Here is a 22,734-nt window from a genome sequence, read left to right on the forward strand (position 1 = left end):
AAAAATCAATTTTTTGAAATATCACTACCAAAAACCTGCTTTAAGTCTAATTCATTTTTTGTAACATTAAATACCATTTAAAAACTGATAAAAAAAAGCTGCCCTCTTTTAGGACAGCTTCTTTTGACATATAAAGCAATTTTAAAAAAAGACTTTATCCTACAAGCTCTTTCACCTTGTCAGCAGCTTCCTGGAGAGCAATGACAGAATGTACTTTCAAGCCACTGGTATCGAGTATTTGCTTAGCTTCTTCAGCATTAGTACCTTGTAAGCGTACGATGATCGGCACAGGAATTTCACCAACGTTACGATAGGCATCCACAATACCTTGGGCCACACGGTCGCAGCGCACTATACCGCCGAAAATGTTGATTAATATGGCTTTTACGTTCGGATCTTTTAAGATGATTCGGAAGGCCTTTTCTACGCGAGCAGCATCAGCAGTACCGCCTACGTCGAGGAAGTTGGCAGGGTTGCCACCAGAGAGCTTGATGATGTCCATCGTAGCCATAGCAAGACCTGCCCCATTTACCATGCAGCCCACATTTCCGTCGAGCTTTACAAAGTTCAGGTTAGCTTCGCGCGCTTCTACCTCGGTTGGGTCTTCTTCGCGAATGTCGCGCATAGCAGCATACTCCGGATGGCGGAAGAGACCATTGTCGTCGAGCACCACTTTGGCATCAACAGCGATTACGCGGTCGTCAGAAGTTTTCAATACTGGATTTATCTCAAACAAACTGGCGTCGATGCTGATAAAGGCCTTGTAAAGCGCATGTACAAACTTCACCATTTCTTTGTAGGCCTGCCCTTCCATTCCCAGATTAAAGGCTATACGGCGCGCTTGAAAATCTAAGAGTCCGGTAGCCGGGTCAATGATTTCTGTAAAAATCTGATCTGGATGATTTTCAGCTACCTCTTCTATGTCCATACCGCCTTGTGGCGAGTAAAGGATCATGTATCTGCCTACCTGACGGTTGAGCAATACGCTCATGTATATTTCTTTGGTCGGATTCGGGCCTGGATAGTAAACATCTTCCGCTATGAGTACCTGGTGTACCTTTTTGCCCTCTTTTGGAGTTTGTGGAGTTACTAGGTTCATCCCGATGATCTGAGAAGCTCTTTCTCTTACCTCATCTAGGGATTTTGCCAATTTTACCCCGCCACCCTTTCCGCGGCCGCCGGCATGTATTTGAGCTTTTACCACCCACCATTTTGTACCGGTCTGCTCACTGAGTTTTTTCGCGGCTTCTACTGCCTCATCGGGTGTGGTAGCCACAATCCCCCTCTGAATGCCTACACCAAAAGAGCTTAAAATTTCTTTGCCTTGATATTCGTGTAAGTTCATCTGCTTCTGAATTTGCGCCCAAAGGTAATCGTCTTAAGACAGTTTTTTGAGTTTGTAGATGTTGTTTTAAAAGACTATTCAAATTCGGCTTTTTTCTATAAGATTTTTTTATGAATTTCATTCAATTTTTTTATTTATTTTTGAAGAAATCAAAATTCAGTACAAATTATGAATTCAGTTAAAAACAAACTCTTCTTCGCTGTTGTAATATTTTCATTAGTGTTGTCAAATGTGCTCAAAGCCCAGTCTGCCAACTCAAGTGAGGCACTTAGTATTGCGAAGGTAGACAACAAGCCTGTTTTTCCGGGTTGTGAATCCATCAAAGATGAAGAAGGCCGATTGAGCTGCTTAATTCAGGGCATACAAAAACACGTTGCTAAAAACTTTGTGTACCCAGAAGAAGCTAAAAAAGAAAAAATTCAAGGAAAAATTTTTGTGTCTTTTGTAATTGCAGAGGATGGCACCGTAAAAGATATCGAAGTAGCTAGGTCAGCACATCCTTTGTTAGATCAGGCTGCTATTGCCAGTGTTGCCAGCATTAATGACTTAAATCCTCGCATTAAACCTGCTTCTCAACAAGGCAAACCTGTAAGCGTAAAATTTACCATTCCTATTCAGGCTTCTTTGAATGACTAATTTCATGTAGACATAAAAAAAAAAAAAAAAAAAAAGCCGGACGTATTGTCCGGCTTTTCTTTTCATCTCTGCGTTTTGATTTATTGAATATTGTTCAAATTTCGATACCCAGGTTTGTCTTCATACCAGTCAGTACGCTGTACACCGATAGTATTCACCCAAGTATTAAAGTACAGATATGCATCCCAAATTTTTACTTTTTCCTTAGGAGCTTTGTAATCGTGGCTTATTAGCATAGCCCAAGGATAACCTTCTTTGTTTCTGTAAGTCACAGAGCGGTCAGCATCTGTTATATCATCGCCAGTACCAAGCAGTGCAGTATTAGCTAAAGCAGTTGGTTGCTTGCCTAGGAGATGGATTTCTCTACCGCGATTTCCGTCCACAAAGGCGAAGTAATTCAGTCCAAGTTGGTTCATTGGCTGCAGATTTTGTGGACTGTTGTATTTAATATTGATTGTGATTGTGTCTCTTAATTGCTTGAAGGCATTGTCAAACACAATTATTGTAGGAGCATTTTGATCGGCTTCCAAACCCTTAGCATTTATGGTAATGATGTTTTCGGTAAGCTTTGCTCCGGATACGCTCTGAACAGCTGATTCAGCGTATGGCAGCTGGAATCCGAAGCCATTGCGATAAGAGGCACCGATGTGGTCAACTACGAATTTGTAATCAGACTCCACAAGCTGATTTTGAGCGTTTAAAACGTTTTTAAGGTTCATTTTAACAATCAAATCGTTGAAGTCATAGTCGCCCATGTATGGCCATAGATCCTCGAATGCGATAGATGAATAGCTGTCTATGAAGGGTAAGTATTGATTGAAGGCCTTTGTAGCATCATTAGGATATTCGTCGAGTATATCTGCGATTCCATCGCCATCTGTGTCAGCAGGAGCAGGGCCGGGTACGGGAACGTTAGCTTGGCTAATGGCAGTTACAGGGTTTGAAGACACATAGAAAATTGCATCGTTAAAATCGTTATCACAGCTCGACCAGTCTCTGCGCAAGTCTTCAAAGCCAATTACAAAACGCTGAAACTGAGCGGCAAAGTTCAGCATCACCATATGTGGCTTGAGATTGATGTTTGTCTCAGGATTGAATGCGGGCTTTGAAAAGAAATTGGTATTAGAAGGAACAACGGTAGAAGGTTTAGTGGTGTTGCCCTGAGAGAAAGCATTTTGTATCAAAACCCATCCAATTGATTTTCCGGCAGGGAATCTTCCCAATTTTACTTTCATACCGGGCAGTAATTCACCACCGCTACCGTTGAGTGAATAGTTGGGGAAGATCAGGTGAATTGTATCAATTTGGGACAAAGAAGTAGGCGGGTTGTTTGTGTTGTACACATAGTAGCCCAAAACATTTCTATAGCCAGCACCCTCGTGTACTACAGTCACATAAACATCAGCCAACTCGGTAATCTGTACGTCGGTTTGAATACCTGACTGAATGTAGTGAGGATTAAATTGAGGAACAGGTCTTTGCTCGGGTAAAGCATTATTTACAGCCTGAAGAAAGGATGAACTAATTTGATCGCGATCAGGCTCAAGATAATTGGGTAAACCTTGAATGTTAAATCCTCCCATAAATTTATAAACAATGCCATTGTGCACAATCGGTGCTGGTGTGTTTTTGAATGTGAGGGAAGGTGTTGATTTATTAACTGCAAAAAAGTTATAGGTGATGCTCTTGTTTACAATGGGAATTTCAATGTCACCTGGTAAACCAATAAAATAGGATTTTAAGAAGACGGACTTAAGAGAAGAGGGCAGAATGATGGATGAGATGTATTTGCCATCGTTGTCGAGTCTAATAGTTTGCAGCAGCGAACCACCGGAATCGGGATCAGCAGTAAAAAGTTTCACGATCGCTCCTTTGTATTCAGGGGTGGCAGTGAGAGAAATACTACCTGGTATGGTTGTTTCAAAATTAAAGTTACCTGCTGGATTAGGTGTTGGTTCATCCACTTTCTTTTTACAAGCTGCCAATGCGGCAAGTATTAAAATGGCAGAGATGATTCTTGTTTTCATGGTTTGTTTCTGTTTACTGTTATATGTACAAATGCATGCCAATTTTTATAGTATTGATTTTCAATGTGTTCAATTTTATTAAATTTCCATATTTGGGTATTTTTACCATTTATAGATTTTTTCTCATAGATGACTATTTTTCTTTTTCTTATCAAATTTCAACATTTCAGAGAGAAGTATTTATGAGATATGTTAGGAATCAGAAGAAATTTGTTTTAATACTGCTGAATTTGGTGGGAAGTGATGATTTGCCAAAAGATGTTTAAAGGTGTATTAATCTTAAAGAAGTAATAAGTTTATTACTTACTACCTGTCATTTTTTTAATCTAAATCTATGAATTAAATCTATTGTAAAAATTTGGGGAACGAATAAACCAACAGCCGCAAAAGCGTAAACTAAAATGACGCGTAGAAATACTCTGCTATTCCGTTTTTATCAACTATGATCAGCAGATTATACCCGTCAATTGAAACTTTTACGCCATTTCTGGTAGTTGTAAGGTTTGGTAACTCGAAGAGGTAAAAACCTTTGATGTCGTAAGAATTTGGTTCAACCTCAAAAACAATTCCTTCGATACCATCCTCTGTTATATACCTACTTCTACTCACTGAAAAATACAGTCTGTTATTTGGTTCATCCGGATGTTGTAAGGTAATTTGATTACCAGCGCTTACCGAAAAGATTGTACTTCTATTCTTAGAATAATAATTTCGGGTCAATGTGATTCGTACTTTTTCGGGATGATTCGTCGCTAATCCTTTTTGCAACGAGAGTAAACTTGAAAATACGAGTATAAAAATGAAGAGGCTTAAATGTTTCATATATTAGAAAGTATGGAATACGAAATTGGCTATTTCATGATAAATCCATACTACTGCATCTGAGTGAAATAAAAAAGCCGCTCCTTAATAAGAGCGGCTTTTAAAACTTATCAAATACAAATAGATTAGATATTCCCTTTTACATCGAGGGTCAGCAAGAAGTTGTCGTCGATCAACTGATCTTTAAGAACTCCTTTGATGCCTGATGAACGGAACATCACGTTGAATTGTGTGCGGTTTACGCCAAACTCAGGTGCACTGAGGCTTACTCCGTTTTCATTAACAGTTACAGTAGCAGGGAAGGTTATGTTTTTAGTAATACCGCGAATGGTGAGGTTACCACTGATGAGGTGAGATGTTCCCTTTTCGGCATTTGCCTCTTCAGCCACATTTGTGATTTCAAATACAGCAGTGGGGAAAGAATCAACGGCGAAGAAGTCATTGCTCTTCAGGTGATTAACGAGTTTTGCATTGTACATGGTGTCTTCAAGGTCTTTGCAGACGATTGAATTCATATCGATTACGAAGCGACCACCTACCAGCTTGCCATCTTGCAACTGAAACACACCTTCCTGAATGTTAATTGTACCGATGTGAAAGTCTCCAGAGTAGGTTTTAAAGCCCTTCCAGTTCACAGTGCTACCGGCTATATCTACATTAGCCTGAGTGGCCGATAGGTAAGCAGGCACTTCTTGAGCTTCAGTAGTTTCTACAGCTTCTGTATTGCTACCACCACATGACCAAAGTAAAGTGGCAATTAGAGAAAGTGACGCGAGATTGTGGATTTTCATACGCTTTATTTGTTTTATAAACTTAGAACAAAAATAGTTATTTTCTGCAATCAAAAAAGCATGTATCTACAATTAATACATTAAATTTAAGTTAAATAAAGATGAATAAAAATGGATGTAAAAGGCTAAATAACAAAAATATCGAACGATTAAAAACTTTGTAATATTGTAGTTTATTCTTTACTTTTCAAAATAAAATACTCAATGGCCAAAACGTACGACATAAGACCGAATCCAAAAATTACCCCTACACAATGTGGCGAAATGTAGGACGTATGTCTGAAAGATTCACGTGCAGCGATGTTTGATATATGCACCTCTACCACGGGCTTAGAGATTGCTTTTACGGCATCGCCTATGGCTACTGAGGTGTGGGTATATCCACCGGCATTGAGTATGATTCCATCCACCCAATAATCAGCCTCATGGAGTTTTGAAATGATATCACCCTCCACATTGCTCTGCCAGTCGTAAAGTTCGATCGACTTCTGAGCGTATTTCAAGCGCAAAGGCTTTATAAAGTCCTCCCAGCTCTGGCTACTATAAATGGCGGTTTCCCTTATACCAAGTAAATTGAGATTAGGGCCGTTAATAATTAAAATTTTCATGGGAATTACAGTAAAACGATGTTTTTCACCACTATTTCTTCTTGTCCAATTTCTTCGTTGATGGCTTTGATCAATTTTTCTTTGTACATCCAAAGTTCTTCTCGAAGTACTGAAGAGTTGAGGTGTATGGTAAGGGTTTGTCGCTCGTAGGAGATGTTTATGGTATGATTTTGTGCCACCGGACCTAAGATACGGTACCATGCATTTTTAGCTGCTACTTCCATCATCTTATCACCCCAACCGTATTTCTTTTTAAGTAGTTGAAGTACTTCGCCAAGGCTTAATTCGTTTTTTCGCTTCATTCGATGTGAATTTTTTGGTCAGAGTGAATGTGAAAGAAACGGGCATTGCCGTGAAACTGGTTGGCTATCTGTACACTTCGCTCTGGATCGGTATCTGAAAGGAAAATTTGCCCAAAGTTCATGTCGCGCACCAGTCGTATCACGTTGGCAGTGCGGTTTCGGTCGAGCTTGTCAAAAATATCGTCGAAAAGTAGAATTGGAGGCATTCCGGTTTTTTCTCGCAGCACGGCATACATGGCTAATTTAAGGGCAATAAGATAGGACTTCTGCTGTCCCTGGCTTCCGAATTTTTTCAATGGAAATCCATTGATGCGCATGTCGATATCGTCTTTGTGAATGCCCTTAGTTGTATAGAGCACATCCATATCGCGTGCTGTAGCTTCGCGAAGCATGGCAGCAAGATTGCCTTGTGCTAAGTCGCTCTGATAGGCTACCGAAATGTCTTCCGTAGAATTAGCTATTTGTGAATAAAACTCTGAAAGCCATTTGGCTGTTTTTTCCCAAAACTGGCTGCGCACGGAATAGATGTATTCGGCCAGAGGTTCCATTTGTTCGGTGTACAACTCCAGAATCTCAAGACTACACTTTCGTAGGGGTACGGTTTCTTTTAGGTAGGTGTTACGCTGCTGTAGTAGTCTGTTGTATCGAATCAACTGGTGCAAATAGTGCGAGTCGGCTAATGACAAAATCAGGTCTGTAACCTTCCGACGCTCTTTGCTGCCTTCGTATATTAGGTTTGTATCCAGTGGCGAAATCACCACTACCGGTAGCAACCCGATGTGATCCGAAAGTTTTTGGTATTCTACATCGTTGCGCTTAAGGAGCTTTTTATCGTTTTTGCGCAGTGAGAGCAAAATTTCTTCTTCTTGCTCAGCCCTCGTAAAGAGACCCTTTACCATAAAAAAATCAGCACCGTGCTTCATGGCTTGAGCATCTGTGTTGGTCAAGAAAGATTTAGTTGTACACAGATAGTGAATAGCATCGAGCAAGTTGGTCTTCCCTACCCCATTGGCGCCGAGAAAACAATTGATCGAAGGAGAAAAGTTTAAGGATACCTCTTCCCAATTTTTGAAATTCAATACATTAAGTGAAAGTAACAACAGCTGGCTCACATGCGCAAAGCTAAGGGTCTGCAGAGTAGTGTACTTTTGTTTGACTTAATTAAACTCAACCAGTGAAACTGCTGCTGCTCGACAATTACGATTCATTTACCTACAATCTTTGGAATTACTTGAAAATGTGCGATGTAGATGTAGAAGTGGCGTACAACGATCAAGTGGTTGTAGATAAAATCGGGCAGTACAGTGGCATTGTTCTTTCGCCCGGCCCGGGAATACCCTCAGAGGCAGGAGCCCTCATGGATGTAATTTCGAAGTGGGCGGGCAAAAGGCCTATTTTGGGTATTTGTTTAGGTCATCAAGCTATAGCTGAGGCATTTGGTGGTCACCTCAGAAAACTACCCATGCCTTATCACGGCGTAGCTCACAAGATTACTTTCAAAAACATACCAATTTTTCAAGAAATCGAAATGCCCACAGAAGTCGGATTATATCATTCTTGGGCTATAGAAAGTGTACCATCGATTGTAGAGGTAGTGGCCGAAAATTCAGAAAACATACCTATGGCCATTTATTCCGAACATTTACATTTGACTGGGCTACAATTTCACCCTGAGAGCATAATGACTACCTACGGGCTGAAGATGATACAAAACTGGATAAATTCACTTTAAAGATGAAAGAATTCAAGCCAACCATTTTTTTCCTTCTGCGCTTTGGTGCTTTTTACGCGATTTCTAGCATTCTATACGGCTTATTTATTAAAAAGTATCACCCTGTAGCCGATCCTCTCACAGAGTGGACAGCTAACCACACCTATGGAATTATGAAATTTCTGGGTTTTGATGTAAAAAAATTTCCTACAGAAGGTTACCCAAGCATTGATATCTATTGGAAGGATCAATACGCCATATCGGTATTCGAAGGGTGCAATGGATTTATTTTGGCAGTGCTTTTTTTGGTTTTCATAGTAGCCTTTCAAGGCAACTGGCGCAAGATGCTTTGGTTTATTCCTTTAGGGTTTTTGATTATTTATGTTTTAAATCAAATTCGGCTCATCTTGCTTGCCGTAATTGCGGTCGATTACGCCCGACACATGCACTTCTTTCACAAATACTTTTTTACCGGAATTATCTACGGTGTGATTTTATTGCTATGGTTTTGGTGGGCTCGGTTAAATAAAACAGAAAGCCCAAAAGTTGAAAAGGCTTCAGCCCACTGAATTAAATTTATTCATAGTAGCATGTGCACCTGCCAACACAAAGGATTCAACGCAATCAGCCGCGCGATCCAGCAAAGCAGGTAGTTCCAGGGTTTGAGCGTCCGTAAATCGACCAAGTACGTACTCTACTTGTTTTCCTTTGGGAAAATCATTGCCAATACCTACTCTTAGTCGGGCATATTGCTGAGTATTGAGCCATTCGTCAATGTTTTTAAGGCCATTATGCCCAGCTGGTGAACCCTTGATGCGCAAACGCAACGTGCCAAATGGCAAAGCAATATCATCAGTTACTACCAGAAGATTTTCAATCGGAATTTTTTCTGCTTCGAGCCAATAGTGCACCGCCTTACCGCTGAGGTTCATATAGGTTGTAGGCTTAATAAGGATAATCTGATTTCCCTTTAAAGTGTATTGACCAACGTAAGCATGACGCTGCAACGAAAAAGGAACGCCCGACCGATGCGCCAATCGGTCGAGCGTCATGAATCCGATATTATGTCTTGTGAATACGTACTCCGAACCTATGTTTCCAAGCCCGGCAATCAGGTACTTTTTCACTCGCTATGAGCTTCAGCTAATTAAGCTGTGGCTTCAGCAGTTTCGGTTTCCTCATCAGCATCCTTCACCACATTACGTGTAGTCTTAATAGAGCAGAGCACTGCTGAAGGAGCGTTTAGAATTTCATAACCATTAGTAGCCAAATCAGCCACGCGTACACTTTGACCTACACGCAGGTTTGTGATGTCGTAGGTAATGGAATCTGGCAGATTCTCTGGCAGAGCTCTCACCTTTACTTTGCGAAGTACGAGCTTAAGCTTACCACCGGCACGCACACCACGAGCGTTACCTGTAAGGTTTACTGGCATTTCAACGGTTACAGGTTTACCGGGAACTAGCTGAATAAAGTCGATATGCAGAAGGGCGTCAGTAACAGGATCGAACTGCACATCCTGCATAATGGCACGATAAGTCTGACCTTCAATGTCGATTTCAGCTACCTTTACTTCAGGCGTATAGACCAGGTGTCTGAAGGCATTCTTATGTGCATAGAAGTGGATGGGTTCTTCACCTCCGTAGAGTACACAGGGCACATTTTCTTCTTTGCGAAGACGAGCTGCCGACGACCCACCGAGTTCAGTTCTTTTTTTGGCGCTGATTTGTATAGACTTCATTGTGTTCGATGATTTTAAATAATAAATGAATCGCTTATTGACTGATGATAATGAACTTTTTTCATAACTGAGGCAAACATTTCAGCGATCGAAATAACCTCAATTTTGTCAGATGGCTTTTTAAGTGGAATGGTATCGGTCACTACGAGTTTTGACAAGGCCGAGTTTTCGATCTTTTCATAGGCGTTACCACTTAGCAGCGGATGCGTGCAGTAGGCCATCACGCTGCGGGCACCTTCTTCCATAAGCATATCTGCTGCTTTGGTCAGGGTGCCGGCCGTATCGACCATATCGTCCACCAAGATTACGTTACGATCGCGCACGTCGCCGATTACGGTCATTTTTTCGATTTCATTAGCTTTCTTTCGCTGCTTGTAGCAAATGACCACTTCAGCGCCCAGTGCTTTGGCATACGCATTGGCACGCTTAGAGCCACCCATATCGGGCGATGCTATTGTGAGATTCTCGAGATGTAAGCTTTGTATATGGGGCAGAAAAAGCGAAGAAGCATACAGATGATCCACCGGTATTTCGAAGAACCCTTGAATTTGATCGGCATGTAGATCCATCGTCATAATGCGGGTAGCACCCGCTGCTGTGATGAGATCAGCCATCAACTTGGCACCGATAGGCACTCTGGGCTTGTCTTTGCGGTCTTGTCTTGCCCAACCAAAATAGGGAATAACTGCAGTAATGTGCTTTGCTGAAGCTCTCTTGGCTGCATCAATCATAAGCAGCAGCTCGATCAAATTGTCGTTGGGCTGATGGGTAGAACTTATCAGGAATACCCTGTTGCCACGTACAGTTTCTTCGAACGACGGTTGATACTCACCGTCGCTGAATTCTGTAAAAATCACTTTTCCAAGGGGCTGACCGTATGCCTCGGCTATTCTCTTAGCCAGTGCATAGGAACCTCTACTTGAAAATATTTTGGCATTGGGTATCACCTGCAATCAGATTTTTTTAAAATAAAACAGCCCCAAAAAGGGGCTGCAAATGTAGTCAACTTTCAGCAGTATGGAGTTGAATTAATTCCTCAGTTTTATTTAATTAATTTTTAAAAATTTCGACCTTGTTCACCTGCTCGTATTTGGCATCCTCTTTCTTGAAAAGTTAGTTCAAATACGAATTAATCAACTGTTTTAAGCCGTGTAAGGGCATCATTCCCGATTGCCGCCACACCTGTTGGCCGTTTTTGTAAAGCACCAAAGTAGGCACTCCACTTATATTCATTCGAGCTGCCAACTCTTGGTTGCGGTCCACATCTATTTTGATGATTTTTACTTTATCAGTTGGTACTTGAGATGCCAACTCTTTTAAGATCGGGGCTTGCATTTTGCACGGTCCACACCATTCAGCTGAAAAGTCAACCAATACTAATTCTTTGCTTCGGATCAGGTCATTAAATGTACTCATTGTTCGATGTCAAATTCCCATTCGAGAATTCCACCTCTCAAATTATATACATTTTTAAAACCTTTATTTTCTAAATATGCACACGCATTGGTAGAACGCGCTCCAGAGCGACAATAAATCAGATAATGTTTGTTTTTATCGAGCTTTTCAACTACCGACATAAATTCAGTCGGATTATTAATATCTGCCAAAATGGCGCCTTTAATGTGGCCTTGTTGGTATTCAGCAGGTGTGCGTACATCGATCAGGACGTGATCCGGTAAACCGAGTTTGTCGTGAAACTCTTTAGGACTGAGATGAGTCATTTTTAGAAGGTTCTTTTTTTGAATCCACAAACATAGAAATCCCCAAGTATCCTAACAAAGATCCATAGCCTGCCGATATAAAAGGATTAGACCAAATTGCACAGCTGCCCATGCAACCTACTTTATAGTAGTAAACCAAACCACCAATTAAGCCCACTATGGCTCCCAGCAATTTATAATGCCATGTTTTGATCATCTTTTCTCTTTTTGAAAGTCACAAAAATATGGATGCTCCAAAGGAACCGTTTGTGACCTCACCTTTAAAATTAATCTTACAAACTAAACGAAAAAACCATCATTTAAATTCCATACTTACACAAGACCTGGTTATGACAAAGATTTCGGTGTTAGATCCTTGTTTATTTTAGCCATTAAATTCAAAAAAATGCCAAATCCTGAAATCGCTCAAAAATCGCCTTATGTGCTTGAGATGCAACCAGGAAAGTACTGGTGGTGTGCCTGTGGTAAGAGTCAAAAACAGCCCTTTTGTGACGGCAGCCACAAGGGATCGGAATTTCGCCCTGTAATGGTAGAACTCACCGAGCCTGGCAGAGTGGCTTGGTGTGGGTGCAAACATTCTGGCAAGGCCCCCCGTTGTGATGGCTCTCACCGCAACCTCTGATAGCATACATGCTGTACATCGACTTTTCCACCCCACCAAATCTCAATGAACTATTACCCAAATTACAAGCTGTTTTGGGACAAGAAGAAGCCAATATCTTCCGAGAAACGTTTGACTTTTATTACACGCTGAATCCAGATTTCTTAAAAGTTACTACATCAGGCAGCACCGGTACACCTAAGACCTTCACCTTTAGCCGCAGAGCCGTAAGTACAAGCATTGAAGGCACTGCCAAAGCGCTGAATTTGGGTGAAGGCATCACTGCAGCACTTGCGCTCCCGCTGCGCTACATAGCGGGTCGCATGATGCTGCTGCGAGCCATGCACTTCAAGTGGAAACTGCTGTGGAATAAACCAACGTTGAGATTGCCAGACTTACCAGATATCGATTTTGCGGCACTTACGCCAGCACAGGTAAGCGAGAGTACACATGTGCTTGATTCTATTCAAACTTTGCTGCTGGGCGGATCGGCAATTTCCGACGCAATGCTCTCCACCATTCGCCAAAAGGCCAAACATGCCGTCTATCAATCCTTTGCCGCTACTGAAACGCTTTCCAATTTTGCCTTGCGCCAACTAGCTCCTGAATACCAGGAGTTTTACACCACTCTGCCGGGCGTTCACATTCGGGTAGATGAGCAGTCGCGACTGTGGATCCATTATCCCGGCATCACGGCAGACTTTATTACTACCGGCGATGTTGTCAATTTGCAAAGCCCGACATCATTTGTATGGCGCGGTCGAGCTGATTTTGTTATTAATTCAGGAGGTGTAAAAGTACATCCGGAATTCCTCGAAGCTCAACTTTCTGAGGCTTTGCCCGATAAGCGATTTATCATCACATCAGTACCTGATGAGCGTCTGGGCGAGGCTGTAGCTATGGTGATAGAAAGCCCGATGGCACTCGACTCTGATGATTTAAAAAGCACCCTTGAAAAAATTGCCTCCAAAAAAGGCCTTCTAAAACACCTGCTGCCTCGAGTCTATACAACCGTTCCACAACTTCCCGTCACGCCAACGGGTAAACTTGATCGGATTAAAATTAAGGAATGGACTCAAGAAACTTTTTCTAAACAGCTGTGAATAAATTAACACGTGTTGAGTTTTTTTATTCACACCTTCTACTGAATCATATATTGGATTTGTTGATACTTACTTTTGTGAATTGATGGAAGACCATTTAGAACATTATCTCAAAAATACACGTGTTTCAAAATCTGCTATTCAAAGCAGATTGATTCATCCATTCACCAATTTAAAATACCCCTCGAGGTCGGCTTTTTTATTATTAAGAAAATACGCAAATGATTTTTTTTCTTCAGGTGCTGAACCTCGGTTTATTGCATTAGCCGGACTGCGCGGTGTGGGAAAAACAACCCTCATGTGGCACACTGCCGAATACATTTACAATAATCATCAAACAAACATTTTCTTCTTTAATGTAAATATTCTTAAAAGCATTGGCATTAGTTTGTATCAGGTATTAGAAGAATTTCAACGTCAAATACTCAAAAAGCGATTTGTTGAAGCTACAGAACCTATTACGCTGCTTTTTGATGAAGTGCACGACGATGAAAATTGGGCAAATACACTCAAAATTCTTTACGAAGATGCGCGCTCAGCATTTATACTGTGTACTGGTTCTTCGGCTCTGCACTTGAACCAAACAGTTGATTTAGCTCGACGTTGGCGAATTGAAAAAATTTATCCATTTAAGTTCAATGAATTTATTTCCGCCAAAACACATCCTGAGCACAAAGGAAAGATGATTCCTCCTGAAAAGGATTTAAGCAAATTTTTAAAAGAAGCCTTGTTTTATGCCGAAACGGCTAATGAATCATTTAAAAAAATTCAAGATTTAAAAACCAAAGTAGATAATTATTTTCTCAAAATAGAGAGTAATAGCTCCTACAACTTACGAGAACTGATTCAAGGATTTATAAGTTATCAAAACATTCCCAGCTTTCTTTTTTACAAAGACAAATACACTATTACGGATAGCATTCTCGATTTATTAAAACGAGTAATACTTGAAGACATTCAAAAATTAAAACCCTCCTATATTGAACATGTAAAAATCGAACGTCTATTACTGCGACTAGCAGCTTCAGATGAATTAAATACAGAAAAATTATCTCAAATACTTGGACTAAGACAAAATGAAATAAATGATATCATTAAGATACTTGCAGATGCAGAGATTTTGAATATTTTGTTTCCATATGGTGGTATCGATGCACGAGTAGTAAAAAACAAGAAAGCGTTTTTCATGTCTCCATCATTGAGAAGGGCATTACTCTCCACACTCTTTGGCAAGGATTTGCCTGAGCATTATAGAGGTAAATTGCTGGAAGACATAGTTGTTTTATACCTCAGAAGAATATTAGTTGAAGGCATTTTGTCATTCGTTTCTGGCGAAGACCAAGTGAATCCTGATTTCGTTATTGAAACAAGAGATACTCCCATTTTATTGGAAGTTGGCACTAAAAAATCTTCATCAAGACAAGTTACAAAATCGAAAATAAAATGCAGATATGGAATATTGGTATCAGAAGGAATTTCAGAACCGAATTTAATAGAAAATGCAATAAAATTACCTTTACGTTGGTTTTTACTTTTGTAATGAATTAATGAAAAGATGTTTAAGACATATTTCATTCCATTAAACTTGAGTAAAAATTCAAAATTTTGCACTTAAATCTTCCGAAAATTTTTACGATTATGAAAACAAATAAAATGGTATTTACAATTTTGGCGATCATACTTTTTTCATCCTCCTGTCGCCTAATGAAACCCTGCGATTGCCCCAGTGTACGAACTTCTTATTCCCATGAACGCTAAACCTCCTACAGGTACTCCCTCCCTTTGGGCGCCTTTAGTCAAATACATCCCCGATAAGGCCTATCACTACGTAGAAGGCTTGCTCAATCAGCACACCCTTTTTCTAAAAATCACCAAACCTAAGCGTTCGCGTGCAGGTCTGTACTTTTACGACGAAAAACGCAGGCGCCATGCCATCTACATCAATGGCAACCTCGACAAGTACAACTTTCTCATCACCCTCATCCATGAATATGCTCATTTAGTAGCAAGGGTGAAATATGGACAAAAGATCAAGCCGCACGGACCCGAGTGGAAGTCCATCTTTCGAGAATTGATGAAGCCCCTTTTGCACACCGATATCTTTCCGCCCGCCATCATCACCCACGTGCGAAGTCACATGGCCAATCCTGCGACTACGCACTTCCGCGATAGAGATTTGTTGCAAGCCATCGATAGCTACCTCAGTGAATCTCAGCCGAAACCCTCAGTCAAGTCTCGTCCCTCGCGCTAAACATTGCCAAGCTTACCTTTGCGCAAAAATTTTTAAAGCACACATGCTCGGACTTCGCCTGCCAACCGACCCCCGCTGGGCAGACATCGCCTCTCAAAACATCGAAGAAATCCTCACTGACCACGCCTATTGCGAACAGAAGGCGGCCTCTACAGCCATATCACTTATCGTCAGCTTTCCGGAGTATCCCGAACTGGTCGCAGAGATGGCTGCCCTGGCCCGCGAAGAGATGGCCCACTTCGAGCAGGTTCACAAGCGCATATTGGAGCGAGGCCTCAAGCTCGGCCGTGAGCGCAAAGACGAATATGTAGCCCGCATTAATCAGTTCTTCCCAAAAACCGGCGACCGTCTCGAGCGATTGCTCCAGCGTTTGCTGATAGCTGCCCTTATCGAAGCGCGCAGCTGCGAACGCTTTAAGGTGCTGAGCGAAAACATTCAAGACGAAGACCTCGCCCGCTTCTATCGGGGCCTCATGGCCTCTGAAGCCGGCCACTACACCACCTTCCTCACTTTTGCGCGCAAATACGGTGGCCGCGAGCGCGTCGATGCCATGTGGCAAGCGCTCCTCGACTTCGAGGCTGAAGTAATTCGCGATTTCGGAAAAAAAGAACACATCCACGGCTGATGCTTACCTTCCAACTTCAGGCCACCGACCCGCACTCCAAAGCCCGGGCCGGATGTATCACTACGGATCACGGCCAGATAGAGACACCTATCTTCATGCCGGTGGGCACAGCCGGTACCGTAAAGGCCACACACCAATACGAACTTACCGACGACATTCGTGCACAGATCATCCTCGGCAACACCTACCACCTCTATCTGAGGCCCGGCACCGAGATTCTCAAAAAGGCCGGGGGTCTACACCGCTTCATCGGCTGGCAGCGACCCATTCTAACTGATAGCGGTGGTTATCAAGTCTTTTCATTGGCCGACAGCCGCAAGCTCACTGAAGAGGGCGCTCGCTTCAAGTCGCACATCGACGGCAGTTATCACCTCTTTACCCCAGAGAGCGTCATCGATATTCAGCGAGCCATCGGTGCCGACATCATCATGGCCTTCGACGAGTGCCCACCATGGCCCTGCGACGAGCGCTATGCCGAAGAGAGTATGCATCTTACCCACCGCTGGCTCGACCGCTGCATCGCCCGTATGCAGACAACCGAGCCGCTATATGGTTATGGCCAAAGCGTCTTTCCCATCGTACAAGGCAGCACCATAGCCCGACTCCGTCGCGAATCAGCCGAATACATAGCTGCCAAAGACATGCCCGGCAACGCCATCGGCGGTCTCTCGGTAGGCGAACCACCCGAGCTCATGTACGAAATGACCGACCTGGTCACCGATATCCTGCCTGCTCACAAGCCCCGCTACCTCATGGGCGTAGGCACCCCCGAAAACATCCTCAACGCCATTGCCCTCGGCGTCGATATGTTTGACTGCGTAATGCCCACCCGCAACGGCCGAAACGGCATGCTCTTCACCACCGAAGGCATCATCAACATCAAAAACCGCAAGTGGGCCGAGGATTTCTCGCCCATCGATCCTGCTGGCATCAGCCGCGTCGATACCCTCTACACCAAGGCCTATCTGCGCCACCTCTTTGTGGCTGATGAGTACCTCGCGCGCCAGATCGCCTCTGTCCACAACCTCGCATTCTACCTCTGGCTCGTACGCGAGGCCCGTTCTCACATCCTTGCCGGAACCTTCCCTGACTGGAAGCGCACCATACTCCCCATCATTACACGCAGACTCTGAAATTTTTTTATTTTTTTATTTATTTGGGCGTGCCCCAGGCAAGGCAGCTTACACTGCCTTCGCCTGGGTCGGGCTACTTTGGGGTACGCTTCGCTTCCGTGCTCCGGCAGCGAGGGGCGCTGCCTCCGCACCGCTCTGACGAGCGCCCGCCGTATCCCTCACGCATTTGCGAAAGTGGATGTGTCGACTTGTTTTGCAGAAAACCTTAGCCAATTCTTGAAAGCCAGCTTAAGTAATGAATTTTGGGATTCGCTTTAACCTTACCAACGCCTTAAAGAATCTTTACAAATCCAACAATTTATGCATCCAATCAGAAAAGTTTCCTGAGCTTTAAAAAGCTTAAAAAAAAAAAAAAAAAAAAAAAAAAAAAGGTGTCCGGCAAGTTCCGGACACCTTGCTCAAAGGGTATAGAATACTATTTACCAATGATTAGCTGATGTCTTTTAACTCCACCCTTCTGATCTTCAACTGACACTGTGTACATGCCTGAAGGTAGGTGCTTGAGGGAAACATTTATTTTCGTCTGAGTGTCGTCGAGAGATTGCTCATACACTACCCTGCCAGCTATATCTATTATTTTCATCCGTTTTGCTACCAGCGAAGGATGAAGCTGTAAGGTAAAATCACCCTTATTAGGGTTGGGGTACAAACTGAATCCTGCCAGGGGAGCTTCTCCCACCGAAAATCCGGAAACCGTAACCTGCGAAGTGTTTTGCAAGGTTCCACAGGCGTGATAAACGATAAGCGTCACGGTATAAGTGCCGCCTGTTTGATATTTATGGATTCCATTGGGCAGTGTCGATGTGTTTCCATCGCCGAAGTTCCAACGCAACGAATCGTAAGTACCAACCACATTCGCACTAAAAGTCAATGTATCTAAACTCACAACAATCGAAGGCGAAAAAGTTGGATTTTCAAAAATGTTGAGCGTCTGGGTGGCCGATGAAGTTCCATTTGCATTCAGCACACTGAGCGTCACAGTCTTTTGTCCGCCATTTAGATACACCACTTTATGTGGACCAGGCGTATTGGCAAAGGCAGGGTTAGCACCATTACCGAAATTCCAGTTGTAGCTCACGGGGTTGTTTTGGCTGTTATCGATAAATGTCACCGTATCACCTATGCAAATTACTCCACCCTGAGGTGCCTGCACAGTGAAGGCGGCCACAGGTGGTGCCTGAGCTAAATCAACAATGCGCACGTTCGTAATGTAGAGGTTGTTTCCGTAGCCGTTGATCGCCTTAAAGCGCAGTCTCACCGGGCCATTGGCAAACGGTGTGAGCAGTACTGTATCGGTGCGCCATTGCGCTTGTGTGGGCGTAAACTGATTGGTGCTTGGATTCGCAGTGGCCAGTTGCGTACCACCTCTTTTGTACACTTCTACAAACGCACTTGAAACACAACCTCCCACAGCTTCTACGGCCAAACTATCGGAAAAACCAGGATATTGCGCATAGGCTACATCAAAGAGCAACGCCGGTTGCGTGGTATTGAGAAGCGATATAAGCGGCAAATTCAAAAAGTCAACTTCTCCCACAACCGAGTAGTTAAAGAAGTTCATTCGAGCAGAAGCGTTGCCGGTAGTGTGAGGCGTGGGCGACTGTCGATTCCAGGTAATACCATTGTCTGGATTTACCACTTCCCAATTGGCTGGAGGAAAGATCTGCGGCTGAAAGTTTTGTGAGAAAGGTAGGTTTTGTCCGGCGGTTACGTTTATCACGTTAACTTTCGTAATGCTATCAGAGCCATTGGAATTGGTGGCAACCAGTTTTATTGTATAGGTTCCGATCTGACTGAATGAAACTACCGGATTTTGTGAATTTAGAGTAGTTCCACTTAATAGTGTAAAGGTATTTGGAGTAATAGTCCATTGCCATTGAGTAGGCGTTCCCGTCGAAAGGTCGTTGAGCGTTACGGGTGCCTGTGGGCAGGTTACGAAAGCTGAGGGCGCAAAATCCGGGATTGGCGGAAGTGTATTCTGACGAACTTCGATGAGATCGAGCGCCAAATCGGAAGTATTTCCACCGGTTGTTCCAAGGAAGCGTACAGCAATCTTTTTGCCTATGTAGGGTATGAGACTAATTCGGGCGTTGAGCCATGCATTGCCTTGATTTCCGGAACGCTGCCATACTGTAGTCCAGCGATTGCTGTCGAGCACTTGCACCTGCAGTTGTCCCATTGCCGGACCTGACATGTGATACCAGAACGACAGCTCGGGAAGGGTAAGGCCGGTTACAGTAAAACAGTTTGACGATAATATCGCTGTCTGATTCGCACAGCCGGTAGCCTCTAGGTAGATGTAACGACCCTGACCACTAAGGTTATAATCGCCTGTGGGTCCGGTACCAGCCGTCGCAGTTGGTCCGGTATGTACCCTCCAGTCAATATCATCCTGAGAGGAATTGGCCAAATTGGCCCAGGAAGCAATCGTGCACACCGTCATTCCGCAGTCAGCACTATCACTGCACAGTGTATCAGAATCAAAATTTGATTCAAAAGGAATAGCTAACGATGTGGCATTGTACACACCCGAAGTATAAGTCAAAGTGTCGTTTATAGCATTTTGATCTCCAGAGCCTTTTACCACCACTTTAAAGGTTACCACAGGCTGATTGGGCATCAAAAATTGCTTTGTGAATGTGTAGTCGATGAAATTTCCTGAGGTAGGTAAGCCAGTAGTGATAGTGTCGGAAATGATCAGATTGCCATTGCTATATACAGATACAACGGCACTATTCACCACATCAGTCGATACATTCTTAATTCTCAGGATTGGCCGAATGCTGTCAACGGCACTACACGAAGGGATGTGTCCGTTTGGCAGATCAAAGACATCCTCAAGCGCCAGATCGCGCTGCACCGTACAGTTGAAGAGCCCCGGTGCTTTGCGTACAGCTACACCTCGGTTGCCCATGGCGCCATTAGGTCCGTAAGCCATTACGCTCAGCCATTCCTCGTCGTTGAAATTCAAGCCTGTAAGATGTGCTATGGTAGTATTTTGGCCTACCACGGTGTCGTAAATTTCCATATATTTTTGTCCAAGGCGCGTGATGTAGTAGCCCAAAGCATTGGGCACGGCATTCCAAGTGAGTGTAACGGTATCAGGACATGCTTTATTTACCGTGATGTTTTGAGGTGCACCAAGGATATGCACCGGATGGGCTGAAATCACCTGTTGGGTGCCTCTTGTAAGTCTGATCCAATATCTCCCGGCGAGATTGGCCGGTACTGTCCATTGAAATCGTCGTGTCGAGGCCGGAATATTTGTGTTTATTGCCACCCATGTAGCGCCAGAATCGGCAGAAATATGAAGTTGAAAAGGCTGAGTACCTGCTGGGGCTTCCCAACGAATGATCTGTTGGCTGCCGGGCTCCCAGCTTATTTCTGGTCCGTTGGGATAAGAGAGAATCGGGTTATTAGTAATTATATCGTAAACTACGAAAAATTCCTGAGCAGGAAAGGGTACTGATTTACCTGTAATGGTGATGGTATACAGACCCTGAGCCGGCGTATCGATCACAATTTGTTCCACATTGTTTACGCTGTCTATACCTGGTACTGCTGCGCTGTTGAGGGCTGTCACGTTCGGAGCGGGATTTAAGATGAGGGGTAAATAGGTGGTGTTTCCGAAAGAGACGGTCATGTCCAGGTCGTTTACCAAGGTTTTTTGGGCATTTGCCAGCGCTTCGCGGTCGTGATAGTAGAGCATCACTTTGAGCTGAGCCACATTAGCTGGTAGTTCGATGGTGAAGGTTCTGGTTTGATTTTGAACAATGGTATCCGAAAAATTTTGATTGTTTTCAATGGCCTGTATGGCTCGCCGGGCATTGATACGGCCAAAACCATATCGAAAGTCCGGACCGCGATTGCCGAGATCTTCGGCCGTATTCATCAAGTGGGCCTTGATGAGCGCACTTTTGGGTTCTTGGTTATAAAATGTCTTGTATGCGTGATATATGGTTGCCAATGTTCCTGCAGTGCCTGGCGATGCCATTGATGTACCCGTAAAAGAAGCATAGGTATGTGGATCGATGGTCGAAAACACACTGGTACCATTGGCTACTACTTCGGGTTTCACGCGTCCGTCACGGGCAGGACCTCGGCTACTGGAGCTATTGATTGAGTCAAGAGCATTGATATTGCCTACAGCTATTACGTTTTTAGCCTGCTTGTGCCCGCCTGTTATATTACCCCAGCCAGTGATGAAATTACAATTTTGAGTTCCGTTATTTCCTGCTGAAAATACGTGCAGCAACGAAGGCAGCTGGCGCGTCTGAATATCCATGTTGCGCGCGTTGTTGGTATATCCGGTGTTGCACCCATCACTGTACGATGAATTAGTGATGCGCACATTGTTTTGATTGTAATCGCTTACGATGTTCTGAAGATTGCCCGGATAAGTGCGATAGAACACCTCAGCTCCCGGAGCCATTCCCATGCCTTGTGGGTTGACATTTCCGGCACCGAACACAGTACCAGCCACGTGATCGCCGTGATTACCAGTGCTTGCAGTAGCGAATGGTTGTTGCAATCTCCCTTTGTAATCGGCATGTGGGCCAATGGCGCCATCATCGCCTATGCCCACCACTACCCCTTCGCCTGTGAAACCAACTGGTGCCAATCTGCCGTGATTGACATTCTGCACACGATGGTTTTCGCGCGCAAATTTGTTCTCAGGTTCCCCCGGAGGTTCAGCTTGCTGCACAAACATCAATCCGGCCAACTGTGTGAGTTTTGAAATATCAGACTTTTCTACGACTACTTCCGCAAGATTGTCTTGCTTACTTATGAATAATGTGCGCTTAATCAACCCTTGAGCTGCAGGCAGAAATTCATCGATGCTAAGGTTTCGAAAGGGCACTAACACTGCCCGAAGATGTTTGTCATCAACTAGTGTGTACGATGGCAATTCATTGAAATATATCTCCTTGCTCACCTTCAGTTCATAGGGCACAGGCATTATACACACCGCGCCGTATTCAAATACCTTCTGAAGATTTGTTCCAGAAGAAATCGAAGCCAGATAGCCGTTTCTTGGCACATACTCCAGCATGTGAACACCCATCTTCTCAAGGGCATTCAGGTAATGAACACCCGGAATATTTTGGAAAAGAATAAGTCGATAAAACTTTCCGTTTACCGCTTCCCCCATCTTCTCTTTCCAGATCGAGGGTTTGTCTTTGTTGTAATCAAAGGCGAAATTTCCGTGGGTCAATTGAATGGTTGCCTTTTGCGATACACCGTCAAAACCCATCAACATCGCATAGAGCGCCAACAGTAAAACTTTTTTCATATTCCTTCGTTCGGATTTTTTAAC

The 22,734-nt window shown here is 43.5% G+C and carries 23 protein-coding genes; 9 read left to right on the plus strand and 14 right to left on the minus strand.

Translation table 11 applies throughout. The features are described from left to right. Nucleotides 1-154 precede the first annotated feature (154 nt). A complete protein-coding gene (gene sucC / locus EIP89_RS06040) occupies nucleotides 155-1,345 on the minus strand; it encodes an ADP-forming succinate--CoA ligase subunit beta (RefSeq protein ID WP_124397774.1) in 1,191 nt (396 codons plus the stop codon). A 168-nt stretch (nucleotides 1,346-1,513) separates the two neighbouring features. Here sucC and EIP89_RS06045 point away from each other — a divergent pair, with 168 nt between their 5' ends. Then, nucleotides 1,514-1,981, plus strand: a complete 468-nt coding sequence (locus EIP89_RS06045; protein ID WP_124397775.1) for an energy transducer TonB — start codon at nucleotides 1,514-1,516, stop codon at nucleotides 1,979-1,981. 80 nt (nucleotides 1,982-2,061) lie between these two features. On the opposite strand, the gene EIP89_RS06050 is transcribed toward EIP89_RS06045, so the two are convergent. From EIP89_RS06050 to recF, 6 genes are all read right to left on the minus strand, one after another. Continuing rightward, nucleotides 2,062-4,008: an LruC domain-containing protein gene (locus EIP89_RS06050; RefSeq protein ID WP_124397776.1), complete on the minus strand. Its 1,947-nt coding sequence runs from the start codon at nucleotides 4,006-4,008 to the stop codon at nucleotides 2,062-2,064. A 396-nt stretch (nucleotides 4,009-4,404) separates the two neighbouring features. Continuing rightward, nucleotides 4,405-4,830: a hypothetical protein gene (locus EIP89_RS06055; protein WP_124397777.1), complete on the minus strand. Its 426-nt coding sequence runs from the start codon at nucleotides 4,828-4,830 to the stop codon at nucleotides 4,405-4,407. Nucleotides 4,831-4,955: 125 nt separating this feature from the next. Beyond that, on the minus strand, nucleotides 4,956-5,621 hold the full coding sequence (locus EIP89_RS06060) for a YceI family protein (protein ID WP_124397778.1): 666 nt from the start codon (nucleotides 5,619-5,621) through the stop codon (nucleotides 4,956-4,958). 173 nt (nucleotides 5,622-5,794) lie between these two features. Beyond that, entirely contained in the window at nucleotides 5,795-6,229 is a 435-nt protein-coding gene (gene aroQ / locus EIP89_RS06065) for a type II 3-dehydroquinate dehydratase (protein ID WP_124397779.1), read from the minus strand. 5 nt (nucleotides 6,230-6,234) lie between these two features. Continuing rightward, nucleotides 6,235-6,531 carry a DciA family protein gene (locus EIP89_RS06070; RefSeq protein WP_124397780.1) on the minus strand — a complete coding sequence of 99 codons (297 nt, stop codon included), beginning with the start codon at nucleotides 6,529-6,531 and terminating at the stop codon, nucleotides 6,235-6,237. Then, a complete protein-coding gene (gene recF, locus EIP89_RS06075) occupies nucleotides 6,528-7,610 on the minus strand; it encodes a DNA replication/repair protein RecF (protein WP_160160537.1) in 1,083 nt (360 codons plus the stop codon). Before recF ends, EIP89_RS06070 begins: the two co-directional genes overlap by 4 nt. Before the next feature lie 95 nt (nucleotides 7,611-7,705). On the opposite strand from recF, the gene EIP89_RS06080 reads away from it, so the two are divergent. Together EIP89_RS06080 and xrtF are read left to right on the plus strand one after the other, a co-directional pair. Then, entirely contained in the window at nucleotides 7,706-8,263 is a 558-nt protein-coding gene (locus EIP89_RS06080; RefSeq protein WP_124397782.1) for an anthranilate synthase component II, read from the plus strand. Nucleotides 8,264-8,265: 2 nt separating this feature from the next. Then, a complete protein-coding gene (gene xrtF, locus EIP89_RS06085) occupies nucleotides 8,266-8,811 on the plus strand; it encodes an exosortase family protein XrtF (RefSeq protein WP_124397783.1) in 546 nt (181 codons plus the stop codon). On the opposite strand, the gene pth is transcribed toward xrtF, so the two are convergent. The 6 genes from pth to EIP89_RS06115 all read right to left on the minus strand — a co-directional run bounded on the left by pth (nucleotide 8,800) and on the right by EIP89_RS06115 (nucleotide 11,900). Then, complete coding sequence (pth, locus tag EIP89_RS06090; protein WP_124397784.1) at nucleotides 8,800-9,369, minus strand: aminoacyl-tRNA hydrolase; 570 nt, start codon at nucleotides 9,367-9,369, stop codon at nucleotides 8,800-8,802. The genes xrtF and pth overlap by 12 nt on opposite strands. Before the next feature lie 20 nt (nucleotides 9,370-9,389). Further along, nucleotides 9,390-9,983, minus strand: a complete 594-nt coding sequence (locus EIP89_RS06095) for a 50S ribosomal protein L25/general stress protein Ctc (RefSeq protein ID WP_124397785.1) — start codon at nucleotides 9,981-9,983, stop codon at nucleotides 9,390-9,392. 14 nt (nucleotides 9,984-9,997) lie between these two features. Continuing rightward, nucleotides 9,998-10,936 (minus strand): ribose-phosphate pyrophosphokinase, encoded by a 939-nt coding sequence (locus EIP89_RS06100; protein WP_371851062.1) that lies wholly within the window; start codon nucleotides 10,934-10,936, stop codon nucleotides 9,998-10,000. Nucleotides 10,937-11,096: 160 nt separating this feature from the next. Continuing rightward, a complete protein-coding gene (gene trxA / locus EIP89_RS06105; RefSeq protein ID WP_124397787.1) occupies nucleotides 11,097-11,399 on the minus strand; it encodes a thioredoxin in 303 nt (100 codons plus the stop codon). Beyond that, entirely contained in the window at nucleotides 11,396-11,704 is a 309-nt protein-coding gene (locus EIP89_RS06110; protein ID WP_124397788.1) for a rhodanese-like domain-containing protein, read from the minus strand. Before EIP89_RS06110 ends, trxA begins: the two co-directional genes overlap by 4 nt. Then, nucleotides 11,685-11,900, minus strand: a complete 216-nt coding sequence (locus EIP89_RS06115) for a hypothetical protein (RefSeq protein WP_124397789.1) — start codon at nucleotides 11,898-11,900, stop codon at nucleotides 11,685-11,687. The genes EIP89_RS06110 and EIP89_RS06115 overlap by 20 nt, the downstream gene beginning before the upstream one ends. 189 nt (nucleotides 11,901-12,089) lie before the next feature. On the opposite strand from EIP89_RS06115, the gene EIP89_RS06120 reads away from it, so the two are divergent. The 6 genes from EIP89_RS06120 to tgt all read left to right on the plus strand — a co-directional run bounded on the left by EIP89_RS06120 (nucleotide 12,090) and on the right by tgt (nucleotide 17,417). Then, nucleotides 12,090-12,326 (plus strand): CDGSH iron-sulfur domain-containing protein, encoded by a 237-nt coding sequence (locus EIP89_RS06120; RefSeq protein WP_124397790.1) that lies wholly within the window; start codon nucleotides 12,090-12,092, stop codon nucleotides 12,324-12,326. Nucleotides 12,327-12,334: 8 nt separating this feature from the next. Continuing rightward, complete coding sequence (locus tag EIP89_RS06125; RefSeq protein WP_124397791.1) at nucleotides 12,335-13,408, plus strand: AMP-binding protein; 1,074 nt, start codon at nucleotides 12,335-12,337, stop codon at nucleotides 13,406-13,408. 85 nt (nucleotides 13,409-13,493) lie between these two features. Beyond that, nucleotides 13,494-14,948: an ATP-binding protein gene (locus EIP89_RS06130; RefSeq protein WP_124397792.1), complete on the plus strand. Its 1,455-nt coding sequence runs from the start codon at nucleotides 13,494-13,496 to the stop codon at nucleotides 14,946-14,948. Between the two features lie 207 nt (nucleotides 14,949-15,155). Then, on the plus strand, nucleotides 15,156-15,659 hold the full coding sequence (locus EIP89_RS06135) for a SprT-like domain-containing protein (protein ID WP_124397853.1): 504 nt from the start codon (nucleotides 15,156-15,158) through the stop codon (nucleotides 15,657-15,659). A gap of 43 nt (nucleotides 15,660-15,702) precedes the next feature. Then, entirely contained in the window at nucleotides 15,703-16,284 is a 582-nt protein-coding gene (locus EIP89_RS06140; RefSeq protein WP_124397793.1) for a MiaE family protein, read from the plus strand. Further along, nucleotides 16,284-17,417 (plus strand): tRNA guanosine(34) transglycosylase Tgt, encoded by a 1,134-nt coding sequence (gene tgt / locus EIP89_RS06145; protein ID WP_124397794.1) that lies wholly within the window; start codon nucleotides 16,284-16,286, stop codon nucleotides 17,415-17,417. The genes EIP89_RS06140 and tgt overlap by 1 nt, the downstream gene beginning before the upstream one ends. Nucleotides 17,418-17,832: 415 nt before the next feature. Here the strand turns inward: tgt and EIP89_RS06150 are convergent, their stop codons facing one another. Then, a complete protein-coding gene (locus EIP89_RS06150; protein ID WP_160160538.1) occupies nucleotides 17,833-22,710 on the minus strand; it encodes a S8 family serine peptidase in 4,878 nt (1,625 codons plus the stop codon). Between the last annotated feature and the right edge of the window lie 24 nt (nucleotides 22,711-22,734).

This window comes from Thermaurantimonas aggregans, assembly GCF_003851885.1.
Taxonomy (GTDB): domain Bacteria; phylum Bacteroidota; class Bacteroidia; order Flavobacteriales; family Schleiferiaceae; genus Thermaurantimonas; species Thermaurantimonas aggregans.

Bases quoted from the DNA above. Each gene is read 5' to 3' on its own strand.
- sucC (WP_124397774.1), bottom strand. From the start codon at position 1,345: ATGAACTTACACGAATATCAAGGCAAAGAAATTTTAAGCTCTTTTGGT.
- EIP89_RS06045 (WP_124397775.1), top strand. From the start codon at position 1,514: ATGAATTCAGTTAAAAACAAACTCTTCTTCGCTGTTGTAATATTTTCA.
- EIP89_RS06050 (WP_124397776.1), bottom strand. From the start codon at position 4,008: ATGAAAACAAGAATCATCTCTGCCATTTTAATACTTGCCGCATTGGCA.
- EIP89_RS06055 (WP_124397777.1), bottom strand. From the start codon at position 4,830: ATGAAACATTTAAGCCTCTTCATTTTTATACTCGTATTTTCAAGTTTA.
- EIP89_RS06060 (WP_124397778.1), bottom strand. From the start codon at position 5,621: ATGAAAATCCACAATCTCGCGTCACTTTCTCTAATTGCCACTTTACTT.
- aroQ (WP_124397779.1), bottom strand. From the start codon at position 6,229: ATGAAAATTTTAATTATTAACGGCCCTAATCTCAATTTACTTGGTATA.
- EIP89_RS06070 (WP_124397780.1), bottom strand. From the start codon at position 6,531: ATGAAGCGAAAAAACGAATTAAGCCTTGGCGAAGTACTTCAACTACTT.
- xrtF (WP_124397783.1), top strand. From the start codon at position 8,266: ATGAAAGAATTCAAGCCAACCATTTTTTTCCTTCTGCGCTTTGGTGCT.
- EIP89_RS06095 (WP_124397785.1), bottom strand. From the start codon at position 9,983: ATGAAGTCTATACAAATCAGCGCCAAAAAAAGAACTGAACTCGGTGGG.
- trxA (WP_124397787.1), bottom strand. From the start codon at position 11,399: ATGAGTACATTTAATGACCTGATCCGAAGCAAAGAATTAGTATTGGTT.
- EIP89_RS06110 (WP_124397788.1), bottom strand. From the start codon at position 11,704: ATGACTCATCTCAGTCCTAAAGAGTTTCACGACAAACTCGGTTTACCG.
- EIP89_RS06115 (WP_124397789.1), bottom strand. From the start codon at position 11,900: ATGATCAAAACATGGCATTATAAATTGCTGGGAGCCATAGTGGGCTTA.
- EIP89_RS06120 (WP_124397790.1), top strand. From the start codon at position 12,090: ATGCCAAATCCTGAAATCGCTCAAAAATCGCCTTATGTGCTTGAGATG.
- EIP89_RS06125 (WP_124397791.1), top strand. From the start codon at position 12,335: ATGCTGTACATCGACTTTTCCACCCCACCAAATCTCAATGAACTATTA.
- EIP89_RS06130 (WP_124397792.1), top strand. From the start codon at position 13,494: ATGGAAGACCATTTAGAACATTATCTCAAAAATACACGTGTTTCAAAA.
- EIP89_RS06135 (WP_124397853.1), top strand. From the start codon at position 15,156: ATGAACGCTAAACCTCCTACAGGTACTCCCTCCCTTTGGGCGCCTTTA.
- EIP89_RS06140 (WP_124397793.1), top strand. From the start codon at position 15,703: ATGCTCGGACTTCGCCTGCCAACCGACCCCCGCTGGGCAGACATCGCC.
- tgt (WP_124397794.1), top strand. From the start codon at position 16,284: ATGCTTACCTTCCAACTTCAGGCCACCGACCCGCACTCCAAAGCCCGG.
- EIP89_RS06150 (WP_160160538.1), bottom strand. From the start codon at position 22,710: ATGAAAAAAGTTTTACTGTTGGCGCTCTATGCGATGTTGATGGGTTTT.